This is a genomic window from Caulobacter sp. CCNWLW153, assembly GCF_036889365.1.
Lineage (GTDB): Bacteria > Pseudomonadota > Alphaproteobacteria > Caulobacterales > Caulobacteraceae > Caulobacter > Caulobacter radicis.
In genome coordinates this window covers 73502-96022 of record NZ_JBAKFV010000007.1, presented here as the reverse complement: position 1 = coordinate 96022, position 22521 = coordinate 73502, and the positions used below count along the sequence as shown (strand labels likewise).

Below are 22521 nucleotides of genomic sequence, written 5' to 3'. Positions count from 1 at the left end.
ACACGAGAGGGAGGCGGCGGGCCGGATACGCCGGCCCGCCGGCCCGCTTAGAAGTCCATCGACAGCCGCACGCCGACCGTGCGGCCCTGGTTGGGCGAACTGGTCGGGCGAGCGCCGCCGTTGAAGTTGTTGCGGGTCTCTTCGTACTTCGTGTCGAGGAGGTTCAGGGCCCACAGCGAGGCGCGCCAGTTGGCGTCCGACGGCCCCATGCTGAGATTGGCGTTGACCAGCCAGTAGCTGGGCAGAACCGAGGTCGAGGCCGCGTTGTAGATGTCGTCGCGGTAGTTGTAGTTCGTCTCGGCGCGGAATGCGTAGCCGGCCATCCGCCAGTCATAGGCGATCGAACCGCCGTAGTTGAGCTCCGGGAATTGCAGCGGCTCGCCCGAGCGGTCGTTGGAGATGATGACGTCCCAGGGGCCGTCGACCGGATTGGCGGCGTTGGTGGCCGCGGCGTCGATGGCGAAGTACTCCGTGTACTTGCCCTTCTTGTAGCCGAAGTTCTGGCTGATGGTCAGGCCTTCGAGCGGCATCCAGGTCAGTTCGATCTCGCCGCCGTAGATCTCGGACTTGGGCACGTTGGTGATCTTGCCGAGCTGGCCGGTTTCGCGGCTGTACTCCGTGCCCTGGATCTGCTGGTCCTCGTAGTCGTAGAAGAACACCGCGCCGTTGAAGCGCAGGGTCTTGTTGAACAGGTCCGACTTGATCCCGGTCTCGTAGGCGATGACGACTTCCGGCTTGAACGGCGTTTGAGACTGACCGTTGTAGGTGGTGAAGCCGCCCGATTTCACCCCGCGCGCCACGCTGGCGTAGAGCAGGGCGTTGTCGGCGAGATCGTACTCGAGGCCGAAGCGGCCGGTCCATTCCGACAGCGAGGTCTTGTAGGTCATCTCCGGCCCGACCGGCACGTTCAGGCGGCGCGTGCCGGTGGTCGTCAGGCTGCGGTCTTCGTTCTCGTAGCGCAGGCCGGCGATCAGGCTGAGGCGGTCGGTCAGGGCGAAGCTGTTGTGGGTGAAGACGCCCATGGCCTCGACCGACTGATCGTAGGGGGTGTTGATCAGGTTGCGATTGGCGCCACGGAACTCGGTATAGAAGCCGCCCTCGATGCTCTCGTCGGCATAGTGGGCGCCGACCATCCAGTCCAGTCGCCCAACCTTGTTGGACAGGCGTGCTTCCTGCGAGAAGGCCTTGATGTCGTTGTAGAAATAGACGTCAGATTCCGCCGCCGCCGTGCCGTCCCAGTCGTTGTATTCCGAGCGGCTGAAGGTCTGGTAGGCGGTGACGGTGTTCAGGGTGGCCCAGCCGAGATCGGCGCGGACGCGGGCGCTCAGGTCCAGGCCGTCGTTGTCGCGACCGGGCTTGGAGCCGAGTGCGCGGCCCGAGACCGCCGCCATGGCCTCGGAGAGTTTCCAGCCGGTGATCCGGCGGGCGGTGTCGGCGGGGTAGGTTACGCTGCCGTCGAACACGGTGTAGGGCGCGCGCAGACGGAAGCCCAGACCGTCGGACTTGTCGACCTGATAGGTTGCGGCCAGGTCGACGGTGACGTCCGGAGCGGCTTCCCAGGTCAGGCGGCCGCGCACGGCGGTCTTGTCGCGGTCGCCCAGTTCCTCGCCGGTGTCGCGGTTGTACTGCCAGGCGCCGCCCTGTTCGGTCACGGCGGCCAGTCGGCCCAGCAGGCCCGGGGCGATCTGGCCGGAGACATAGCCTTCGACCTTGTAGCGGTTGTAGGAGCCGTACTCGGCCGTGAAGCCCGCGCGTCGCTCGGCGGTCGGGGCGTTGGTGATGATGTTCACCGCGCCGCCGGTGGTGTTGCGACCGTAGAGTGTGCCTTGCGGGCCGCGCAGCACCTCCATGCGGGCGATGTCGAACATCGCGCCCTGGGTGGTGATCGTGTAGGGGTGTGCGACTTCATCGACGTAGATGCCGACGGTCGAGGCGTTGTTGCTGGAGTACTCGCGCGTGCCGATGCCGCGGATGCGGAAGCTGGGCTGGCCGCTGCCGAACTGGCTGTCGACCTCCATGTTGGGCACCAGGTTCTCGACGTCGTTGACGACGCTGACGCCCTTTTCGTTCAGGTCCTTGCCGCTGATGACGGTCAGGGCGGCGCCAACGTCCTGGCTGGATTGCTCGCGGCGCTGAGCGGTGACGACGATGTCGTCGATCACGGTGACCTCCGGCGCGGGTGCGGAGGTTTCGGCGGCGGCCGCCTGAGCGATGGCGAAGGCCAGTATGGCGCAGGAAGCGCCGGCGAAGAGACGTTGCATGGGTCGATCCATCGGGCCGGCGCGCGCGAGCCCCTCCCACGGGCGCCGACTGGGGTTCAAGACGGTCGTCGTCGAGCGGCGAGAGCGCGGATCGCAGGCGCCGTCTTGAGTCGGGGATCACTCTCGACGGTCGCTCGCTGCTGCTCGAAAAAACAACCACTCGACAACGTGAGTCCGTCTAAAGCCTCGTCACGATGGTTTTGTGACGGGAATAGCCCATATTTTCCGAGGCCTTCGGCAGAATTGCGTTCTCCGAAATAACGTTTGCTCGAATTACCGTGGACGTTGAGCGACAAGTCGCCTTGCACCTTCGACCATCTGGGCGGGGGTCGGTGCTTCGCCGAGCGCCGAGGCGATCAGCGCCTGCCCCTTGATCCACAACGCGAAGCGCGTGGCGGCGCGGCGGCTGAGGGTGAACTGCGGGGGCCAGACTTCGGCGCGGCCGACATAGGTGCCCCCGCCCTCGGGGCCCCTGAGGATCATGGCCAGGGCCTGGAGCTCCGGGTCGCGACGGGCCTCGAGGCAGATGTGGGCGATAAGGCGGGCGTAGCGGACGTAGAAGCCTTCGCCGGGCTTGGCGCTGGCGCGGGCGGTCGCCGCCATCAGCGCGCTCCAGCTGTCGAGGGTCGGCGAGGTCGTTGGGGTCGGGCGGCGATAGTCGAGCTGCTGGGGCATGTCGCGGAAAACGCAGCGCCAGATCGCGTCGATCTGGAAGCGGCGCATGTCGCTCCAGTGATAGGCGATCGTCGAGGTCGATACGCCCGCGGCCTGGCAGACGGAGCGATTGGTGACGGCCGGCAGGCCGCCGGCCAGGATCTGGTCGGCGGCGATGTCGAGCAGCTTGAGTCGGATCGCGCCGTTGGGGCCCTCGTCGCTCGGCGCTTCGGGAATCGTCATGCGGGCGACATAGGCCTCGGTGGTCGTGGCGGGGGCGTCCTCAAGCCCGAAGGCGCGGTCGATCAGCCCTCCAAGGCCCTCCGCGGCGATCGCCTCATAGTCCGCGCGATCGGCCAGGGCGCCAGCGTAGAACTGCTCGATGACCAGGTAGGTAGTCGCGACTTCGGCCATTGGGCGGAGCTTTGGGTCGCGAGCCAGAAAGCGCTCCCAGGCCGCCAGCCGCATCGCTTCCCAGGCGCGGAGCGTCGGAGCCATGTCCGGATCGCCGCCGACCACCAGTTCTTCCCAGATGCGCACGAAAGCCGCCGAGGGGAGGGCGCGGCGCCTGAGATAGCGGCCCAGAACGGCGAGCAAGGCGTCCCGGCTAGGCTCCAGCTCGCCCAGGTCTTCGAAGAACCGCTCGTGAAACGCCCTGTCCTGTTCAAGCCCGGCGGACGCGAGTGCGCTGACCAGGCCTGCCCGCGAACCGAACAGGTTGACGATGACGGTGGTGCTCTTGCCCAGGGCCTTGGCCAGGTCGCGCAGGGTGAGTCCCCTGAGCCCGGTTTGGGCGACGATGGAGGCGGCGGCGTCGAGCACGCGTTCGGCGTCGACGGCGCGGGGGGCGGCTGGAGTGAGGTGGGGCGCCATGTCGTTCTCTTGAGCTTACCGGCGCGTCGATGTCGAGGGTGGGGTGATCCATGGGGAGAGGCGCGTCGTGAAAAATTCACGCGGGGCTTTGTCGCGATAGCGGGGAGGCGGCGGTCTAACCCTTGCGTCGCGACCATTCTGGTCCGGAGCGCGTCGGGGGATGTATGCGGCTGGATGTCTGGTGCGCGCGACGGCGGCTTGCGCGGAGAGATCGGGCGCGGCCGTGCGTCTGACGCTCGACCCTCCGCGGGGCGCGCCGGCGCCTCGCCTGTTCGAGCTTGGTCGGCTGAATACGCGACCGCGCGGCGAGAACGAGGCTGAAATCCGCATGCGTTGCGCATCGGCTTTTCTGGGGCGCGGCGTTTCGGTCTGCCGCGTGCTGGGCCGCTACAAGCTGTTCGTCGATGGTCAGGACTACGGGCTGGGTCCGCATCTGATGCTCGACGGCTATTGGGAGATGTGGGTCACCGAGATGGTCGCTCGCCTGGTCCGGCCCGGCATGGTCGTCGCGGATGTCGGGGCCAATCTCGGCTATTTCACCCTGATGATGGCCGAGTTGGTCGGTTCTTCGGGGCAGGTCCACGCCTTCGAGCCAAATCCGCCGATCGCCGCCCTGCTGTCCAGAAGTGTCGATCTCAACGGCTACGGCGACCGTGTCGTGGTGCACAAGTATGCGCTGGGCGCCGACGATGGGGCTTGGGCTACGCTCGTGGCGCCTCATGGTGAGCCCAAGAACGCCCATCTTTCCCGCGCTTCGGGCGGGGTGGGGGCGGCCGGCGTCGAGGTCCTCGTGCGTCGGCTCGATCGGCTTGATCTCGGCGCTATCGACTTTCTGAAGATCGATGCCGAAAGCGCCGAGGAGGCGATCTGGAGCGGCATGGACGGACTGCTGGCGGGCAGTCGTTCGCTGACGTTGATCCTCGAGTTCGCGCCTGTCCGCTATGCTGATCCCGGCGGGTTTCTGGCCCGCATTCTCGCTCAGGGCTTCTCGCTGTCGATCATCGATGCGGAAGCGGGCGTGCGTCCGGCTTCGACCGAGCAAATTCTGGCGGGGCCGCCCGCCATGGACCGGATGCTCTTGCTGTGCCGCTGAGCGACTTTCCTTCCTCAGATCGGCAGGGCTTGCATCCGTTGGTGCGCCTCGATCGCGTCCCCGATGTCGGTGTGAACCGTCAGTTTGCCGTCCTTGAGCACGGCGCCGCGAGTGCAGTAGGTCAGGAGGGTCTCGGGATGGTGCGAGACCATGATCATGGCCCCGGTTCGGCGGCGCTCGAGCAGGGCGTCGCGGCAGCGGTCGCGAAAGCGCTCGTCGCCGGCGGCCGTGACCTCGTCGATCAGGTAGCAGTCGAAATCGATGGCCAGCGATATGCCGAAGGCGAGACGGGCCTGCATGCCGGCCGAATAGGTCTTCACCGGTTGGCGCAGGTAGGGGCCGAGCTGGGCGAAGTCCTCGATGAAGGCCAGCAGCGGCTCGATGGGCTGGCGATAAATGCGGGCGATAAAACGCGCGTTGTCCGCTCCGGTCAGACTGCTTTGAAAGCAGCTCGTGTAGCCGATCGGCCAGGACACCGACATGCCGCGGCTGATGTGGCCGGCGGTTGGGTGCTCCACCCCGGCGATCAGTCGCAGCAAGGTCGACTTGCCGGCCCCATTGGCGCCGCAGATGCCTAGCGCCTCGCCGGGCGCGATCCGCAGATCGACGCCGTCGAGAACGGTCTTCGACAGGTTCCGTCCCTTGTATGTCTTGGTGACGTTGCTGAACTCGATCATCGCTTCGTGCCAAATGTTCGCGGATTGAATATTATGATGAGTGATTGATATCAAGTCATAATAATTGTTGTTTCATCATTACTTGATGCAGAGATGCATTATGAATGGGGTTGCTGGAATTGCGCTTTGGGGTGGACGGATTTAATCTGGCTATGCCGCATGGCACGGGTGTCGCCACCTATGGTCGGGTGCTAAGCTTGGCCCTTAAGGGCCTTGGTCACGAGGTCGACGCCGTCTATGGCCTGGAGACAAGGCGTGGTGGTCCGGCGACCGTGCGCGAGGCGCTGTTCTTTGGGCAACTGGGTGAGCCGCATGCGCGGCCCGGTCGGTGGCGGAGGATGGGAGCAAGCCTTGCTTCACTTGGGGCGCGCAAGCTGGTCGAGACCCCTGTCTCGGGACTCGTGAAGCGCGCAGCCCTCGGCGATCGGCTGCCGGCCTTCGACCGCATCTACACCCTGGGGGGGCTGTTCGATCTGGCGGCGGCTGGTTTTCGCCGCCATGGACGATTCCTGCGCGTACGCGTGCCCGCCCCGCCGGCGATCATGCACTGGACCTATCCCCTGCCGCTGCGTCTCGAGGGGGCCCTGAACGTGTACACCGTGCATGATCTGGTGCCGATGCGGCTGCCGTTCACCACGCTGGACGATCGCGCCTACTACGACCGGCTGGTCAGGAGGTGCATCACGCATGGTGATCACGTCGTGACGGTATCGGAGACGTCGCGCCGTGACATCCTCGACATTTACGCAGCCGATCCCGAGCGAGTGACCAACTGCTATCAGGCGGTCGACCTGCCGATCCGATCGGATGGCGTCGATGCGGCCTTGTCCGGACGGCTGCACGCGCTGTTCGGGCTGGCGCCCGGCGACTACTTTCTCTTCGTCAGCGCGATCGAGCCGAAGAAGAACCTGGGGCGCCTCATCGAGGCCTATCTGTCCTCGGGCCTGCAGCGGCCGCTGATCGTGGTCGGACCGCGCGCCTGGAAGGCCGAGGGCGAGTTGCGGCTTGTCGAAGGGGCGGCCGCCGCGCCCGGCGCCGAGCGCATTCGCCGACTTGGCTGGTTGCCGGCTGATCATCTTCGCGACCTGATGATGGGGGCCCGCGCCCTGTTGGCGCCGTCGCTGTACGAGGGTTTTGGCCTGCCCGTCGTCGAGGGGCTGGCCCTGGGCGTTCCGGTGATGACCTCCAGCGAGGGGGCTTCGCCAGAGATCGCCGGGCAGGCGGCCTTGCTCGTCGATCCTTATGACGTCCGCGAAATGGCCGCGGGCCTGCGCCGACTGGACGCCGACGACGAACTGCGCCGTTCGCTGGCCGCCGCCGGTCGGGAGCGGGCCGAAAACTTCTCGATGGGCGCGTACCGAAATCGGTTGGCGCGCTTGCATGATCGGCTGTTGCCGACGTCGCTTTCCGGAGACCCCGCATGACGTCCCTCGCTGGATCGTTTCGAAAACTGGCCGTTCTGGCGGGCGCGCCATTGCTTCTGACGGCATGCGGCGCTTTGCCGACGAGCGGCCCTACGGCCTCCGTGATCCTGGCGGCGACACGTGACACGCCGGATTTCCGGCTGGTGATGCTGGACGCCAAGGCGCTGGCGGACCTGAGAGCGGCTGAGAGCGAGGCGAGAGCCTTCGCGGACCTGCCGCCCGCGCGCGACGTCGAACGTATCGCGCCCGGCGACGTGCTCGACATCGTGGTCTTTGAAGTGGGCGTGTCGCTGTTCTCGGGCCGATCGACGGCCGCTTTCGATCTCGACGCGGCGAGGGCCGCTGGTGAAGCCCTGCCGCCCACCGTCGTGGACCGGTCGGGCGCGGTGAGCCTGCCTTATGTGGGGCGAACCCTGGCCACGGGGCTGACCCCCGCCGAACTGGGCGCACGCATCGAGGCTGGCCTCGCGCGGAAATCCCAGGCGCCCCAGGTTGTCGTCCGGATCCGTGAAAGTGTCGCGGGCGGGGTCATGGTTACGGGCGATGTCAGGAAGCCGGGGCGGTATCCGCTTACTCTGGCGGGCGAGCGCCTGCTCGACGCCGTGGCCCTGGCGGGCGGCTCGGTGGCGTCGCGGCAGGACAGTCTGGTGCGGCTTGTGCGGGGGGGCGCGATCGCTGCCGGCCCCTTGTCCGAAATCTTGCTGGGATCGAGCGCCGACGCACCGCTTTCTCCTGGAGACCGGGTGGAGGTGACGGCGCGGGTACGAACCTTCACGGCGTTCGGCGCGGCTGGGAAGGTCGCGGAAATTCCGTTCGAGAGCGACCGCGTCAGCCTGGCCCAGGCCTTGGCGCGTGCTGGCGGACCCAATGACCAGCAAGCCGATCCTCGAGCGGTTTTTGTCTTCCGCCAGGGTGCGGACGGCAAGCCGACCGCCTATCAAGTCGACCTCATGAAGCCGCAGGGCTATTTTCTGGCCCAGGGTTTCGACATGCGCGCCGGCGACGTGCTCTACGTCGCCAACGCCGAGTCGAACGACAAGACCAAGTTCATCCAGATTCTGAACCTGTTCTTCTCGCCCGTTTACACGGCCAAGGTGCTGGCTCAGTAGGTCAGGCGGTCTTGCGGGCCAGATAGGTGTAGGAAATCCCGATCGCGCCGATGCGGTCGTCGGGCGTGACCTCTATGGGGGTCAAGCCATGCCGGGCCAGAAGGGCGAAGACCGCGGATTGGGGCAGGGCGTGCATCTCCATCGCCTCCTGCCGCGCGGCGCCGGCCAGATAGGACCCGGTCTCGAACCCATAGTCGAACAGCCGGCACGGCGCCTGGAAGTAGGCCAGACCGCCGGGGTTCAGCCGCGCCAGGCACGTATCCAGCAGTCGATGCATGATCGGCGGCGGATTGTGCTGCAACACCAGCACCGAAAAGAACAGGTCGTGTCGGTCATCGTCGGCCAGGTAGTCGGGCAGGAGCCGGAGGCGGGCGTTTTCCACGCCACGGGCGGCCAGACGCTCGCGCGCCAGATGCAAGTGACCGGCGCTGATGTCGACGCCGTCATAGCGTAGGTTCCGCCGCGCGAACGCTTCGCCCATCCGCCCGACGCCACACCCCAGTTCGATCATCGGTCCCGTGGGGGGAAGCGCCGCGTTTCGGGCGCAGGCGGCCAGGAAGTGGTCAACCTCTTCCTGGCCTGTGGCGTAGAACTCCTCGACCTCGGCGCCGCCCATGTGTTCGGCGCGGTAGCGCGGGTTGGTCAGCACCGAGAAGTAGGCGTCTTCCCGGCCATAGCGAGACCATACCTGCTCCACGTGAGCAGTCAGCGCTTGGGCCTGGTCCTCGTTGAGATCCAGGTTCACGCCTCGTCCGTCCTGAGCCCGCTCGATCAGCGCCGAAGCCTCGCTGACCCGGCGACGCTGCGCTTCGGCCGACCCGTGGAAGCGCGAGACCAGCGTCCATACCGAAGGTGAATCCGCCAACTGGCTGAGCGCGGCGTCCGCCGTCTCCGACTCCCGGCCCAGGAACAGGCGATAACAGGCGTGGACGTCGTAGAGAGAGGCGGGGCGATCGGAGGAGATGATGGGGGACTGGATACGGGGCACTGGCGGGCTCATTGCACGAGGGGGGCGTAGTCGTACGGCTCTCTGTTGAAGGCGATGTCGTCGAGGTTGCCGAGCGCGACCGCTTCCATGAGGGTCATGCGGGCGGGATCGTCAGCGGCGCGGCACAGATAGAAGCCGGCGAGTCCGAGCGATACGATCCGACGGTCGGAGCCATTGGTGCACCCGCCCAGATCCTCGCCCACGGCGCCGGTCAGCGAAACGCCAAGGGTTCCGTCGACCACGGCCTCGGCGGGCACGTCCAGCTTCACCCATCGGTCCTGTCCGGGCGCGAGGTCGCCGCGGCGGCCTTCGTCACCGACGGAAATCACGTAGCTACAGGGCGTCGATGGCAGGCCGCGCAGATGCAGGTATGCGAGCAGGGGCTCTGCGCTGGGAACCGAAAGGCGCAAGGTCGCGCCCCCGATCTTGGTCCAGCATCCCCAATCGTCGGGGCTCCACCAGTTTACCCCGTCACGATAGATTTCGCCGGCGCGCATGGCTGGCCACAGCCTGGTGCTGAGATTTCGGCGCAGGGGGTGATAGGCGCCGATTTGGGCCGCAGGCGGCGTCGCAGCTTCCCTGAAGTCGGTCGCTGCGCTCCAGGTCTCGACGTCGCGGTTCATCTGGCCTGCCAGGTCGGGCCACGTTCTGGGTCGGAATTCGGCGGCGATCTTCCGTTCGCGCGTCGCGCGCGCCGCTCCGTCGAACATCATGGTCTCGAGAGCCCGGACAAGGGCCGGCGTCGAATGAGGATCGAAATATACGGCGAAAGGTCCGCCGGCTTCGGGCAGGGACGACACCTCCGAAACCACCGGAACCTTGCCGTGGCAGAGAGACTCCGTGACCGGCAGACCCCAGCCTTCGTAGAAGCTGGGGTAGAGGGTGAACAAGCAACGCCGATAGAGTTGAGAGAGCTCTTCATCGGATACGAACATGAGGCGGTGCACATGGTCGCGCAGTGCTTCGTGGGCCTTGAGCTGCTCGTGAATCGTATCGTTCAGCCAGCCGGGATGACCCACGCATACGAGCTTGGGCACGCGTCGCGGACCGTGACGCTTGAGAAGCGCCAGCCACGCTTCGAAGACGCGCAGGTGGTTCTTGCGCGGCTCGATCGTCGAGACGAACAGCACAAATGGCTGAGCGCCTATGCCGTGTATGCGCAGAGCATCGTCTTGAACGGGGCCGCGATCGGCCTTGCGAATATCCGCATCGAGGCGGACCACGGAGACGTGTGTGGGGGCGATTTCTCGGCCCAGGAAGGCTCCTACCCGGATGAGATCGCGCTTGGTGGACTCCGAGTTCACGAAGAAGAAGTCGGCATGCTCGAACACGCCGATGGCCCATGAGATGAAGTCCCGGGTCAGGGGCTTGGGACAGAATTCGCCGAAGAGCACGGGTATCATGTCGTGCACGAACGGTACGTAGCGCACGGCGTGCTTCTGCTTGATACGCCGGATTTGCAGGAAGTAGTTCTGCAGCCACCACGAGGTGCCCAGATTGATCAGGAAGGCGCCGCGCGGAAACTCGAGCGGCGGCGCCACCCCCAGGGTCATCAGCGCGCCGTTCAGCGCCAGATTCCATTCGGCTGCCTGGCTTTCGAGGCCGTCGAGGCTCAGCGCGCAGAGGCGAGTGAAGATCGGCTCTGGGATCTCCACCCATTCGTCCCGCGCCTCGATGAAGCAGCATATGCGGACGTCGGCGCCGCCTTTCAGCGCGCTGACGGTGGTTTCGATCTGAACCCGCTGAATGCCCGTGGGCGAGCGGACGTTGCGGAAATAGGCAATGAGGTCCGAGACGTCGAAAATGAGACAGGAGCGAGCATCAGCATCGGTCGCGTTGAGTGGCCGGTTAAGTTGCAGGCTGGCGATCAATCGGGCTGCCGAAGCGGCGCTCTCCACTGCTGCGCTGTTTGGTCCGTCCTCCCGTTTGAGCGCGGTGGCCAAGGCGTTTACGGCTTCTTGCGCGCGCTCAGCGAGTTGGTCCGTCCCTGAACTCATGGTCAGGTCGGCGCGGGCGGATGTGGTCAGCCAGGCTTCGAAGGCGCCCACCGGCATGGGCGTGTTGTCATGCACGAGGCCGCGAAGCGAAGAGACAGCGTCGCCGCCTGGATCCAGTCGCGCCGAAGCCAGATAAGCCCGGGCGGCCCCCGCGGGATCGCCCTGCGTCTTGGCCAGATGGCCCAGGTGCAGCGGCGGGTCGGGATCTGACGGCGCGAGGCGAGCGGCTTCCTCGTAGGCGGCCTTGGCGCCTTCGACGTCGCCATCCTCCTTCAGGGCGTGGCCCAACTGCACCCAGATATGCGTGAGCACTGGGGCAAGATCCAGCGCAGCCCTGTAGCCGGCCGCCGCCATGGCCCAGTCGCCGGCGTCGCGAGCGGTGTTGGCTGACTTCAACAGGCGATGCACCGTGGTGGTGACAGGTACGCCGGCGGATTTGCGGGTCTTCAGGGCGAAGGGCATGAGGCGATGTATTCCGATCAGCGGATTACGAGGCGTGTTCGCGAACGCCAGCGAGGATCAGCCAGCCGACCCCGTAGGCGAGCAGCAGGCCGAAGAAGATCGTGACCACGATCCTGATCCGCGCGGGGGCCAGGGCCTTGACCGGCAGGTTCGGTTCGACCACGCGAACCACGTACACCTGCTGTTTCAAGGCCTCGGCTCGCGCGGTCAGCGCCGCGGATTGGGCGGCTTCATACTGCTTGGCCGCCAGGCCCTGGCGCAGCTTTAGAGCCTCGTAGGTCCCGAGCGTGGCGGCGACCGCGCGGTCGGATCCAGCCAGGCTCCCCTGGGCGGCGACCACCTGCGCCTGCAGAGCTCGAACCTGGTTCGCCAGCGCTACGCGTTGTGGCGCATCGGGGGCGATGGTCGTGCTCATGCTGGCCAGTTGCGCACTCGCTTGGGACAGTTGCTGCTTCTGCTGCACCAGGGCGGTGATCTGGGCCGCGCCGGTGCGCTCGGGGTCCATGTCGCCCCGCCCTTGGCGGAAGCGGGTCAGCGCGCGCTCGACTTCGGCGATCTGCCTCTCGGCGTCGCGAACCTGGCGGCTGGAGACGCCCAGGGCGTTGTCGAGAGCGCGCTGGTTGAAGCCGTTGATGCGCGCTTCGCCGAGTTCGAGCAGCATCGAGGCGATCCGCCTGGCGTCCTGCGGATGGTAGGCCTGCACGGTCAGGGTCGTGACGCCGCTTTCCGGCGCGTAGGCGATGCGGACCTTGCCGCGATAATATTTCAGCAGGCTCTCCGGAGAGCCGCCGTGCAGACGGCTCAACAGGTCGGCGTCACGAGTTTGATAGAGGTCGCGCAGGTTCAGTCGCGCCTGCAGCGCGGACACCGCGTCATGCGAACCCAGGTATTCGCCCAGGGCGCGGGCTTCGACCTGAGCGGACGAGGCGCCGCCCAGGCCCAGCATCTGGCCAAGACCGGAAGGCGCCGAGGCGCTGGCGGCGTTGGCGCGAACGAGAAAGTGGGCCTCGGATTCGTAGAGGTCGGCAGCGAAGAGAAAATAGTAGATGGCCGCCAGCAGCGTCGGCGCCATCACCAGCAGCAGGAACGCGCGCGACTGTCGAAGTCGGCCCTTCCAGTCGAAAGACCGGAGAGGACGGCCGGTCGGCGGCGCGGGATCGGCGAGCCGAGGCGAGGCCTCGAGCTCGACGGCGGGGACGGGCGGGGGGGCGAAGCCATCCATCGGTCGAAGTCTCCGGCGCTCAGTTGAGGTGCACGTGTCGACGCAGAACGCGCAGGGCCAGCAGGCCAACGAAGGTCAAGGCCAGGCACCAGCCGACGATCTGGTCGCCATGGAAGTACGGGCTGTCGATCCCCGCGAACTGGCCGGTGTGGGCCATCTCGAAAATCTGGTTCATCGGCGACCAGGCCAGCCAATCGCGATAGGGGCGGGGAATCCAGTCGAGAACGAAGAAGGCGCCGCTGATCGGCATCAGGATGTAGGTCGCAGGATGGACCAGTTTGGCCACCAGGCGGTTCTCGTAGGTAGCGGCGCAGACCAGCATCGAGATCGCGAAGGAGAACCAGGTCATCGCTCCAACGGCCGCCATGAGCAGCAGGGGGCGGGCCGGGGGCTGGGCCAGGCCGAAGCTCCAGGCGCCGGCCAGCAGGATCGTCATGGTCGCCACCGTGGACAGCGCTTCGAGGATCGCTCGAGACGCCAGCAGGTCGAAGATCGTCACGCACCGATGGAAGAGCAGGGGCTTGTTGGCCTCGAGGGCGCTTTCGGCCCGGGTGACGACCGAACGAAAGATCATGAAGGCGCAGTAGCCGACTATGGTGAAGGGCGCGGGAGGGACCGCGCCCGCATGAGGGCCGGCGCTGCCCATGTGCAGCGCGGTGACGGCCATGGCCAGCAGCGCCGGCTCGGCGATCATCCATAGATAGCCGATGTTGTCGCGGCCGTAGCGCGTGTGCAGTTCGCGGAGGATCAGGGCGCCGATCACGTGGGCCTGATTGTCGGCGCCGCGCGCTACTCTGGCAAAGCCATCGCTCATCTTACGACCTCGTCGATCAGGTCCAGGGCGATGCGCATGTGCTCGCTCCATCGGGGCGGCTGCCATTGTCTCATCCGGCTGATCTGGGCGGTGCGTCGCGCGGAATTCATCACGGCGTAGTCGTCGACGGCCCGGGCCCAGGCTGGACTGTCCAAGGGATCGAGATACTCGGCCGCCTCGCCGCCGACTTCACGCAAAGCTGCTATGTCGCTGGCGATCACGGGCGTGCCGGCTTCCAGCGCCTCAGCGACCGAAAGGCCATAGCCTTCGGCGAACGAGGGGCAGAGTAGGGCGGCCGCGCCGGAGAGCAGTCGACGCATCTCTGAATCCGGCAGACGGCCGTGTTCGACCACGCATCCCGCCAATGCGGGGGCGCGATCCAGCAGGTCGAGGATATTCTCATTCTCCCAGCCGCGCCGGCCGATCAGGACCAATCGCGGCACGGCTTCGGGCGGACGGGTCTCGGCCATCCGCCGCCAGAGATGCAGCAGCAGAAGGTGGTTCTTGCGCGGCTCGATCGTGCTCAGCACCACGAAGTAGGGGGCTGGGGGCGGGGCGCTGGACGGCCGCGTGGCAGGCACGCCCAGGGGCGCGACCCGCACGGGGGCGGAGTTGCCGGCGCGGGCGAGATAGGGCGCAAGGGCGCGAGCCGTCGCTTCGGAATTTACGAGTATTCCACTGGAGAGCGCAGTCACGGTGGCCAGCTTGCGCGCGAACATGGCGCCGCCGCCCGGACGCGCGAACTCGGGATGTTCCAGCGGTATCAAGTCGTGGACCAGGGGGACCAGCCGCACGTTCCATCGCGCCAGCACGTCCTTGTAGAGCGCGCGTCGCTCCAGGCCGCGGGGCGACAGGTGCAGGTAGGCTCCCGTGCGGGCGCTGCGTTTTGCTCCAAGGCGCGCGGCAAGACAGCCCTTCAACGCCAGGCGAAGTCCGCGCGTCGGCGCCGCTTGCGGATCTCCCAGCGCCCAACGGGCTTCGGTTTCCGCGAGAAAATCGGCGACGGCGGCGAAATCCAGCCGCATGTGAGTTCCCGTCGGCAGGATCGCTGCGTGGCTCAGCCGTTCCGGGATCATGCGGGCCAGTTCGCGCGCATAGGCCATCTCGACCCGATCTATGCCGGTGGGTGTCACGTGCAGGGCGCGCGACAGCAGGCGCGAAAGGTCCAGGACCACTGGGGCTTCATCGGTCAGCGGCGTCAGGCGCGGCTTGGTCCGGAGGAGCGGCGCCGGCGGAGCCTCGGGCGCCAGGCCGTGTCGGGGAAAGGCGAAATCCGTCATCCGGCCGACGCCAGTGCGGGATGGGCGCCGCGAACGCCGCTCGGACTTGCGGAGGAGGAGGGGGCGGGCGCGAGAATTCGGTCGGCCGCGGCGGCGAGCGTCCCTTTCATGTGGCGGGCATAGAAGCCGCCCGCGATCAGGCAGCGTCCGGCCAGTACGCGACGGAAAGCTTCGTAGAGGTCTGGGTCGGGCGCAATTGGCGCGGTCCAGAAGTTGTCGAGCGCGCCTTGGTGCGTCAGGCCGGCCATGTCGTAGATCGCGCGGCCCAGCACCATGACCGCGCGACCGGCCGCCAGCGCCAGGGTGCCGGTGGTGCTGTTGACGGTGACCACGCCGCGCGAACCAGCGACCAGCTCCGCAATGTCGCCGCCTTCGACGAAGACCACCCTTTCGGCCACGCCGTTGGCGCAGGCCAAGGCCAGCGTTACGCGTCTCCAGTCAACCAGGCCGTTGTCCAAGGGGTGGGTCTTGACCACCAGAACGCTCTCGCGCGGCGCGTGGCGGGCGAACGAGGTCAGCACGCGGCGCAGGGCTGGGCGCATGCCGTGGAAAGTTGAGTGGACGCGCAGCTGGTAGTCGGAATCCAACTGTAGCGGCAGGACGAAGTAGGGGTTGTCGGCCAAGCGGTGCAGCGCATGCAAGGAGCGCTTCTCCGTCGCTCGGTGGCGCAGCAGCCGCGCCGCCCATCCGCGGGCCTCGGTCAATGGACCCCATGGCCGGTGCGTGCGGTGGTGCGGGAAGAGTGGGCGTAGGGCGATCTCGGCGGCATGGTAGGCTAGGCAGGCCAGAGCTCGCGCGTGGAGCGAGGACGGCAGCGCGGTGCGGCTCTCGACCTCCGGCAGCCCGGCGCCGATCGTACGGTACCAGTGCGGGTCCTTGGCGAGCGGCGAATGGGCGTTGACGCCGTCGCGCTCGAGCGTGATCCAGTCCGGCCGGATGTAACCCTCTTCGAACACGTGCAGCGTTACGTCGCGTTCGCGGGCCAGCAGCGCGGCCGCCCGATGCAGGGGACGGCAATCGCCGAAAAGGACGATGTCGGTGATGCCGCGGCGGGTCAGCAATGCGCCCAGAAAACGCGGCCAGTCGTGAGGCGGCGCTCGAAAGTCCACCGCGCCGGGCAGGCGCCATGAAAGTCGGTCGCCGCCGTTGAAGTTCACCCGGTGCACGCCGTGACTGCGGGCGCTCAGTTCGTCGGCGAGATCGGCCAGAAACCTTCCGGGAGGTCCCTGTAGGAAAAGGATCTGCCGGATCATTGGAGCGGACCCATGGCCTTGACGAGGCGCCCCTGCAGCCCGCGGGCGCGGGCCAGAATGCTCGGTGGCGGCGGAGCATGGATCAGGCGCTCGATCAGCACCTCCGGCGGGCAGGGAAGGCGAGTTCTAGGATCGAGATACAGCGGATAGAGGATCAGGGCGGCGGCCGCCATCTGTGCCAGGCTGAGGGCGCCGCGACGCGGGGTGGCCAGGTCGGTGGTCAGTCCCCAGCCGGCGTAGAACGGGGAGCCGTGGGTCACCACCTCCTTCTCGTGCAGCAGCGCCTCGAAACCCGCCAGGGAGGTAAGGACGTGCACGGCGTCCACGGCCCTGGTCAGAGCGAGGGTTCCGGTCTCGCGCACCACCCGGTCGGCATGGAGCAGGGCCTTGCGATCGGCGACGGCGCCCCTGCGATGCCCGGCCTCGACGTCTGGATGAGGGCGGTAGAGGATCACTGCGCCCGGCTCGGCGGCGCGTGCGCGCGCCAGCAGTTCGAGATTGCCCTGAATCTCGCGGCCGCCCAGTCGCACCGAGGCGTCGTCTTCCACCTGTCCGACGACCAGGATCACGCGTTCGCCCTGGGGGCGTTCGTACGGCCGTGATCGGTCGAGACCGTATTTGCACAAGGCGGTGGTTCGCAGGTTTGCGATCAGGCGTTCGGCGCGCGTCAGAAGGGCCGGTTCGTCGAGAGCGGATGAGGCGAGAAGTTCGCTGAGTTCGCTCGGGCCGGCGGGGTCATAGTGCAGTCCCAGCCGGTCCAGCGTCAGCGAGAGCGGCGGCGTCAGGCCGCTTCCAAGTCCGGCCGAACGCAGGAAGCCGTCTTCCATGCGGGCCAGGGCGACGCCGGCCTGGGCAGCCTCGGCTGCTACCCCGTGCGGCAGGCGCGTGGCCCATCCGACCGCGACGCCGCCCCGTGCATGGGCGAGGGCCACGCTACGCCTGCCGTGAGTGATGATTGGAGAGCGTTCGGGCGAGGCCAGAAGATCGGCGACAGACCGCCTCTTCCATGGCGCGACGCCGAAACAGGCGGTTACGTCGCGCGTGCGGCTCAGGTGCCGGCGCCAGTCCAGGAGCAGGGCCAACGTGGTCTCGGCGTCGCTGGGCAGGCCGCTGAAGGGATCCCTGTAGGATGCGCCGTCAAGCAGATAGGCGTGGGCAAGAGCGTCGGGGGGCAGGCCCGAAAGATCTCGCGGCTGTGTCCAGCGTACCGGCGTTCCAGCGCCTATGGCGTGAAAGGCGAGCGGGTCGCCGGCGTGAGCCGTGACCCAGGCTGCGTCTTCCACGAGCGACCAGGGCTCGGCCTCGCCGACCAGCAGTGCGGCGCCGACGGCTTCGACGGTCGCACGCAGGGCCCTGGCCCACGCGAGATCCGGCGCACTGACAACTATGCTTCCGGCCAAGGTCTCCGCGAGGGCCGCCGAGAGCATGGCGTGGACTTCCGCCGGAGTGCGCGGTCGTAACAGCGCCGCGCGAGGCGGAAGCTTCGCGGGTGGGGCCCAGAACGCGCCGCCCATTCTTTCCTCGGCCAAGCGTTGGGCCAAGGCTGCGGCGCGCTTACGCTCCGCACCCGATGCCGTCGCGCAGCGGTCCAGCGCGTGATCGAAGTCGTGAAGGCGGCTGACGATCGGGCGGCGGCGTCCGAAGGCCGGAGCTCGCAGCACAGGTAGCGCCGGGCGCGGCGCAATGCGGCGGTCATACCCGAGGCTCATGCCGCCGGCCCTTGGTCGGCGGCTTCCGCCGGATCGTAGCCAAATCTCTGGCGGAACGCGCGACGGAAGTTGCCCAGGTGGCCGAACCCGCAAAAATTGGCGGCGGCGGCAGGGGCCAGGCTCGGGTCGCCAGCCAGGACGTCTCGGGCGTGGCGAAGGCGAAGATCGAAAAGAGCCGCATAGATGGAAGCGCCGCGCGCCGTGCGAAAAGCGTATCGGAGGTGAGGCAGGGTCGCGCCCACCGCATCGGCCAGCGCGCCTTCGTCGACCCGGCGCGGCAGCGCCGCCACAACTGCCTGCTCAGCTCGTTCGACCAGGTTCAGCGCGGCGCGGCGGTGCTCCATGCTGGCCGAGATCGGACGCGTTTCACGCTGTTCCGAGGGATGCGGGCCTTCGGCCTGCTCCCCTTGCGCGGTGTGGTACTCGTCCTGCATCGGAACTCGCTGGGCCGGGCGCTACTTCGGAAAATTCGCCGTTTTTCTCGTTCGCAAGGCCCTGATGGGCCCGCGCGCGCGAATTCGCAGGAACGCGCAGCTCGGCCGTTTGCCCGCCCCCGATTGGAAGACAGGGCGCCACGAAGTGCGCGACACGCCGGAGCGTGAATTTTTTAAGTCAACGAAGCGGTCTGGCGGCCACGGCGCGGTAGAGCGCGGCCAGTCGCGAGCCATAGGCCTGCTGCGAAAAGAACTGCGCCCGACGCTGGCCGGCGCGGACCAGGCCCTGTCGCAATTCCTCATCCAACGCCAAGCGGGCGATGGCGACTGCCAGCGCGTTCTCGTCTTCGGGCGTCACGGTCAGGCCGTCCTCGCCGACAACCTCCTCAAGTGCGCCTCCACGAGCGACAAGCACCGGGACGCCAAGATGCATGGCCTCCAGCGCCGGTAGGCCGAACCCTTCGGCGAGCGATGGAAAGAGCAGGGCGCGTGCGTGGGCGATCAGGTCCAGAAGAGCAGGCCGATCGAGCCACGGCATGCGGATCGGGGCCGGATCGGTCGGCAGGTCTCGCAGCACCACGCGGGACTTCCAGCCGTCAGGGCCGGCTATCACCAGCGGCAGTGACGTTCCGGATTGTCGCCATGCCCTCGCCAGCCGCACCAGGTTCTTGCGCGGGTCGACGGCGCCGATGGCGAGCAGGTAGCCGCCGGAAGGCAGGCCCGCCGGGGGAGCGTCCGACCGTATCCCATGTACGGCGTCCATGGCCGCCTGCCATGTGTTCGTCACCGCCTCCGGCGGCGCGCCCAGCGTATCGATCAGGGCCCGCCGGCTGTGCTCCGACACCGTTACGAGCTGATCGGCGCGGCCAAGGATGGCGTCGAGCAGGCGGCGATGGCGACGTGGGTCTATGCCGGTGAGATCCGGACGTTGCAGCGGGATCAGATCGTGGATCGTGTAGAGGTTGCGCGTTCCGGCCATGGCAAGCGGGACAGGGTATGTCCAATGCATGATTTGGGGTGGTGATCGCGCGGTGATCTCAAGCAATCGCCCGTGGCGGTTGAAGTAGCTTTGCGCCTCGGCGAAGAGATCGCTGCGCCATCCTCCATCGGTTTCGAGCGCAGCAAGGGGGCGCGGCCCCGACCGCTGGGCGCGCAGCCAGGCGGTGACGCGGTCCTGCCGTCGCGTATCGCCAAGAGGTGCGTCCCGAACGAGGGCGGGTTTGCCGCCGAGGGCGTCCAAGGTCCCCGAAAGGGTCTTGGCATAGTGCGCTACGCCCAGCCCCTCCTGATCGCGGCGGCGCGGCGCGTCTAGCCAGATGCGGGGCAGGGCGGCGAACAGAGGCGGTCTCCCGACTTGGGATCGCCGACAGAGCCCCTGGCGGGCTTATCGTCAAGGTAGCGGCGCTCACCGTCGCTGGGCGCCATCAAAAGTTCACGCAAGCGGGTGTCGCGCGCCCGCCTGACGGCCTGTCTACCAATCGCACCGCCCTGCCGGGCGCGCTTCGAGGGCAATGCATGACGTCGCGGTGTCGCAGTGCTGGTGGTTGTATCCGTCATGGGGCGGGCGGCCGATGAGCGGCGCTCGGGGCGGGCTCGCACTCGCTGATCGCGGGCCGTCGATGGTCGACGCGCTCGAGGTCGTGCGCGCGGATCTCGCCGTTCTGGCGCGAAAGCACGGGTTCGTTGGCGGGGTCTACATGCATATCGGCCATCGTCGGCCGATCAGCGAACTCCAGGCCGAGCTGCTTCCGTTGCGCCAGGAGCCGCGTCAACTGATCGCCAGCGGAGGGATCGACGAGGGCCTGTATCGGCGTCGCGGTTATCTGGACCTCGACCCGCTGGCTGCTCGGGCCGCGGCGGGCTTCACCCCTTTCGCTTGGAGCGTGGAGCAGTTGGCTGAAGCGGATCCCAACGGCAGGCCGGTCCTGCGCGCGCTCGATGCCTGGGGCGTTCGTTCCGGCATGGCCGCGCCGATTCAGGACTACGCCGCGGGGCCCGCCTTCGTGACTTTGTTCCGAGGCGAGAGCGTCACCGAGTTCGTCGAGGAGGCGGCCGCGGCGCTGCTGCTGGCCGCGGCCCGCCTGCATGCCGTTGTTCGGGCTGCGCCCGACGCCCAGGTCAAGGGGCTGAGCCACCGCGAGCTCGAAGTGCTGCGGCAGGCTGCCATGGGGCGGACCGAGCAGGAAACCGCCGCGAGCCTGGCGCTCAGCCGGCGTGGGGTGCAGTTCCATCTGGCTCGTGCGGGCGAGAAACTGGACGCTCGCAACAAGACTGCGGCTGTTGCCCGAGCTGTCAGCGCTGGTCTTATCTCTCTTTAGAAATACATGTTCAATTTTATGTAGGTGAATGGCCGCCTTCGCGGCCTTCACGCGTTTTGCTTTTGTATTCGATCGTCTTCGTTCATTCAGTTGTATTATTTTTGATGTGAAATCTGCTTCAAAAATTTCAAGTTTGTTGCGTTGACCGTTTCAATGATGGGTTGAATTATTTGGTCATCGCGGGGCTGCAGGGGGAAAGACCTCAGGAACGCGAAGCGCCCTTCCGCACGGTTCGCCGTCGGAAGGGGCGAGCCGGCAGTTCGTTCGACACTCGAGCGAGACCGGTCACTTGAGCCTGGTTTCAACCGCACCACGGACAAAGGACCAACCCATGTCTAAGCTGAAGCTTCGCGTCATCGCGGGCGTGAGCGCTATCGCCGCTTGCGCCGCCTTCGCCGCCACCGCCAACGCCGCCACCGTTTACGGCGGTGGTTCCTCGCTGATCGCGCCCTACTGGCGCCAGGCCGCCGACTGCTACGGCACCGACGAAGTCCTGCTGGTCAAGGCCTCGCCGGTCAGCACCCTGCCGGTCACCGCCTTCTGCGCGCCCGGCGCCAACTCGGGCAACACCGTCCAGTACATCTCGACGGGCTCGGGCACCGGCATCGCCAGCATCTACAGCCATGACGCCGCCAAGTACGGCGACATCGACGGCGCCACCGGCGGCGACCAGTTCTGGCCGAAGGTCAACTACGCCCTGTCGGAAACCTCGCTGACCGCCAACGACATCAACACCTACAACAACGGCGGCACCATCCAGGGCGTCACCGTCGCGGCTTCGCCGACGGCCGGTCAGTATCCGCTGCCCAAGTCGCTGTACGGCGCCGCCGTGCAGTTTCCGGTCGCCATCGCCCCGGTCGCCGTGGCCTTCGATCCGGTCTACAAGAAGACCCGCAACGTCGACGGCACGATCACCAGCACCTCGTTCAACCTGACGGGCGGTCAGCTGAACCTGGACGCCGACGCCTACTGCAAGATCTTCAACGGCCAGATCACCGACTGGAATGACTCGGCCCTGACCGCCCTGAACGGCGGCGTGTCGCTGACCGGCGGCGTCAGCGTTCCGATGCAGATCGTCGGTCGTTCGGAAAGCTCGGGCACCACGGGCCTGTTCACCCGCCACCTGGCCGCCGTCTGCGGCTCGCTGGCCGGCAACGCCTTCGCCGACGGCGCCTCGACCCTGCCCGCCGGCCTGCAAGGCGGCACCTACAACAAGAGCACGGGCGTCGTGACCGGCGAAGTCTCGGGCAAGTTCACCCGCGCCGAAGGCAGCGACGGCGTGTCCAAGTACCTGGCCTTCACCGCCGATCCGGCCGCCACGGCCGGCTCGACCGTCGTCCAGGCCCGCGTGGGCTACGTCGGTTCCGACTACACGCTGCCCTACTCGATCAACACCGGCAACAACTACGGCCTGGCCTCGGCCGCGCTGAAGAACGCCGCCGGCTCGTTCGTGAAGCCCAGCCCGCTCGCCGCGACCACCGCCTTCGGTTCGCTGCTGCCGCCGCAATCGAACTCGGCCGGCGGCTACAGCGCCGGTACGACCGCCAACGGCCTGCGCGCCAACCCGCAGGACTGGGTGCAGTCGTCGAGCAAGACCTCGCCGCTGGCCAATCCGTCGGTTTCGGGTTCCTACCCGATCATCGGCACCGTCAACTGGATCGGCTACACCTGCTACGCCGACAGCGCCTCGCTGGGCGTGATCACGACTTCGGCCAACGGCGGCGTGCTGAACCTGCTCGATACGTCGCTGATCACCGACCCGAGCAGCGGCCTGCTGGCGAACGCCGGCCTGGCGGCTCTGCCGACGGCGTGGAGCACGGCGATCAAGAACACTTTCCTGAACCCGCCGAACGCCACCGTGCGCGGCCTGAACCTCTACCTGGACGTGGCTGGCACCACGACCGGCAACGCGACCTGCGGCGTGGCCGGCATCGTCGGCGCCTAATCAGAAGC

Annotated in this window: 17 protein-coding genes; 5 read left to right on the top strand and 12 right to left on the bottom strand. The window is 67.2% G+C overall.

Annotated elements, in window-relative coordinates; all coding sequences use genetic code 11:
• Positions 1-47: 47 nt before the first annotated feature.
• Together V6S85_RS12735 and V6S85_RS12730 are read right to left on the bottom strand one after the other, a co-directional pair.
• Positions 48-2261, bottom strand: a complete 2214-nt coding sequence (locus V6S85_RS12735; RefSeq protein ID WP_116564253.1) for a TonB-dependent receptor — start codon at positions 2259-2261, stop codon at positions 48-50.
• A gap of 273 nt (positions 2262-2534) precedes the next feature.
• The gene (locus V6S85_RS12730) at positions 2535-3788 is read right to left on the bottom strand and encodes a TetR family transcriptional regulator (protein ID WP_116564254.1); all 1254 of its coding nucleotides are present in this window, start codon (positions 3786-3788) and stop codon (positions 2535-2537) included.
• 223 nt (positions 3789-4011) lie between these two features.
• Here V6S85_RS12730 and V6S85_RS12725 point away from each other — a divergent pair, with 223 nt between their 5' ends.
• On the top strand, positions 4012-4881 hold the full coding sequence (locus V6S85_RS12725; protein ID WP_334349113.1) for an FkbM family methyltransferase: 870 nt from the start codon (positions 4012-4014) through the stop codon (positions 4879-4881).
• Positions 4882-4895: 14 nt separating this feature from the next.
• Here V6S85_RS12725 and V6S85_RS12720 read toward each other — a convergent pair whose 3' ends face one another.
• Positions 4896-5558 (bottom strand): ABC transporter ATP-binding protein, encoded by a 663-nt coding sequence (locus V6S85_RS12720; protein WP_334349112.1) that lies wholly within the window; start codon positions 5556-5558, stop codon positions 4896-4898.
• A gap of 104 nt (positions 5559-5662) precedes the next feature.
• On the opposite strand from V6S85_RS12720, the gene V6S85_RS12715 reads away from it, so the two are divergent.
• Positions 5663-6982, top strand: a complete 1320-nt coding sequence (locus V6S85_RS12715; RefSeq protein ID WP_334349111.1) for a glycosyltransferase family 4 protein — start codon at positions 5663-5665, stop codon at positions 6980-6982.
• On the top strand, positions 6979-8091 hold the full coding sequence (locus tag V6S85_RS12710; RefSeq protein ID WP_334349110.1) for a polysaccharide biosynthesis/export family protein: 1113 nt from the start codon (positions 6979-6981) through the stop codon (positions 8089-8091). The genes V6S85_RS12715 and V6S85_RS12710 overlap by 4 nt, the downstream gene beginning before the upstream one ends.
• 1 nt (position 8092) lies before the next feature.
• On the opposite strand, the gene V6S85_RS12705 is transcribed toward V6S85_RS12710, so the two are convergent.
• From V6S85_RS12705 to V6S85_RS12665, 9 genes are all read right to left on the bottom strand, one after another.
• On the bottom strand, positions 8093-9079 hold the full coding sequence (locus V6S85_RS12705) for an SAM-dependent methyltransferase (RefSeq protein ID WP_334349109.1): 987 nt from the start codon (positions 9077-9079) through the stop codon (positions 8093-8095).
• Positions 9080-9087: 8 nt separating this feature from the next.
• Positions 9088-11538, bottom strand: a complete 2451-nt coding sequence (locus V6S85_RS12700) for a glycosyltransferase (protein ID WP_334349108.1) — start codon at positions 11536-11538, stop codon at positions 9088-9090.
• A 25-nt stretch (positions 11539-11563) separates the two neighbouring features.
• Positions 11564-12760: a capsule biosynthesis protein gene (locus tag V6S85_RS12695; protein WP_334349107.1), complete on the bottom strand. Its 1197-nt coding sequence runs from the start codon at positions 12758-12760 to the stop codon at positions 11564-11566.
• Between the two features lie 19 nt (positions 12761-12779).
• Positions 12780-13574: an ABC transporter permease gene (locus V6S85_RS12690; protein ID WP_334349106.1), complete on the bottom strand. Its 795-nt coding sequence runs from the start codon at positions 13572-13574 to the stop codon at positions 12780-12782.
• Complete coding sequence (locus V6S85_RS12685; protein ID WP_334349105.1) at positions 13571-14854, bottom strand: glycosyltransferase family 4 protein; 1284 nt, start codon at positions 14852-14854, stop codon at positions 13571-13573. The genes V6S85_RS12690 and V6S85_RS12685 overlap by 4 nt, the downstream gene beginning before the upstream one ends.
• Entirely contained in the window at positions 14851-16107 is a 1257-nt protein-coding gene (locus V6S85_RS12680) for a capsule biosynthesis protein (protein WP_334349104.1), read from the bottom strand. Before V6S85_RS12680 ends, V6S85_RS12685 begins: the two co-directional genes overlap by 4 nt.
• Positions 16104-17816 carry a capsular polysaccharide export protein, LipB/KpsS family gene (locus V6S85_RS12675; protein WP_334349103.1) on the bottom strand — a complete coding sequence of 571 codons (1713 nt, stop codon included), beginning with the start codon at positions 17814-17816 and terminating at the stop codon, positions 16104-16106. Before V6S85_RS12675 ends, V6S85_RS12680 begins: the two co-directional genes overlap by 4 nt.
• A complete protein-coding gene (locus V6S85_RS12670; RefSeq protein WP_334349102.1) occupies positions 17813-18250 on the bottom strand; it encodes a helix-turn-helix domain-containing protein in 438 nt (145 codons plus the stop codon). Before V6S85_RS12670 ends, V6S85_RS12675 begins: the two co-directional genes overlap by 4 nt.
• A gap of 178 nt (positions 18251-18428) precedes the next feature.
• Positions 18429-19529 carry a glycosyltransferase family 4 protein gene (locus V6S85_RS12665; protein WP_334349211.1) on the bottom strand — a complete coding sequence of 367 codons (1101 nt, stop codon included), beginning with the start codon at positions 19527-19529 and terminating at the stop codon, positions 18429-18431.
• Between the two features lie 340 nt (positions 19530-19869).
• On the opposite strand from V6S85_RS12665, the gene V6S85_RS12660 reads away from it, so the two are divergent.
• Together V6S85_RS12660 and V6S85_RS12655 are read left to right on the top strand one after the other, a co-directional pair.
• Complete coding sequence (locus tag V6S85_RS12660) at positions 19870-20568, top strand: autoinducer binding domain-containing protein (protein ID WP_334349101.1); 699 nt, start codon at positions 19870-19872, stop codon at positions 20566-20568.
• A 331-nt stretch (positions 20569-20899) separates the two neighbouring features.
• Positions 20900-22513 (top strand): substrate-binding domain-containing protein, encoded by a 1614-nt coding sequence (locus V6S85_RS12655; RefSeq protein WP_334349100.1) that lies wholly within the window; start codon positions 20900-20902, stop codon positions 22511-22513.
• Positions 22514-22521 lie beyond the last annotated feature (8 nt).

Coding starts and splice junctions, on each gene's coding strand:
- V6S85_RS12735 (WP_116564253.1), bottom strand. CDS start 2,261: ATGCAACGTCTCTTCGCCGGCGCTTCCTGCGCCATACTGGCCTTCGCC.
- V6S85_RS12730 (WP_116564254.1), bottom strand. CDS start 3,788: ATGGCGCCCCACCTCACTCCAGCCGCCCCCCGCGCCGTCGACGCCGAA.
- V6S85_RS12720 (WP_334349112.1), bottom strand. CDS start 5,558: ATGATCGAGTTCAGCAACGTCACCAAGACATACAAGGGACGGAACCTG.
- V6S85_RS12715 (WP_334349111.1), top strand. CDS start 5,663: ATGGGGTTGCTGGAATTGCGCTTTGGGGTGGACGGATTTAATCTGGCT.
- V6S85_RS12710 (WP_334349110.1), top strand. CDS start 6,979: ATGACGTCCCTCGCTGGATCGTTTCGAAAACTGGCCGTTCTGGCGGGC.
- V6S85_RS12700 (WP_334349108.1), bottom strand. CDS start 11,538: ATGCCCTTCGCCCTGAAGACCCGCAAATCCGCCGGCGTACCTGTCACC.
- V6S85_RS12695 (WP_334349107.1), bottom strand. CDS start 12,760: ATGGATGGCTTCGCCCCCCCGCCCGTCCCCGCCGTCGAGCTCGAGGCC.
- V6S85_RS12690 (WP_334349106.1), bottom strand. CDS start 13,574: ATGAGCGATGGCTTTGCCAGAGTAGCGCGCGGCGCCGACAATCAGGCC.
- V6S85_RS12685 (WP_334349105.1), bottom strand. CDS start 14,854: ATGACGGATTTCGCCTTTCCCCGACACGGCCTGGCGCCCGAGGCTCCG.
- V6S85_RS12680 (WP_334349104.1), bottom strand. CDS start 16,107: ATGATCCGGCAGATCCTTTTCCTACAGGGACCTCCCGGAAGGTTTCTG.
- V6S85_RS12675 (WP_334349103.1), bottom strand. CDS start 17,816: ATGAGCCTCGGGTATGACCGCCGCATTGCGCCGCGCCCGGCGCTACCT.
- V6S85_RS12670 (WP_334349102.1), bottom strand. CDS start 18,250: ATGCAGGACGAGTACCACACCGCGCAAGGGGAGCAGGCCGAAGGCCCG.
- V6S85_RS12660 (WP_334349101.1), top strand. CDS start 19,870: ATGGTCGACGCGCTCGAGGTCGTGCGCGCGGATCTCGCCGTTCTGGCG.
- V6S85_RS12655 (WP_334349100.1), top strand. CDS start 20,900: ATGTCTAAGCTGAAGCTTCGCGTCATCGCGGGCGTGAGCGCTATCGCC.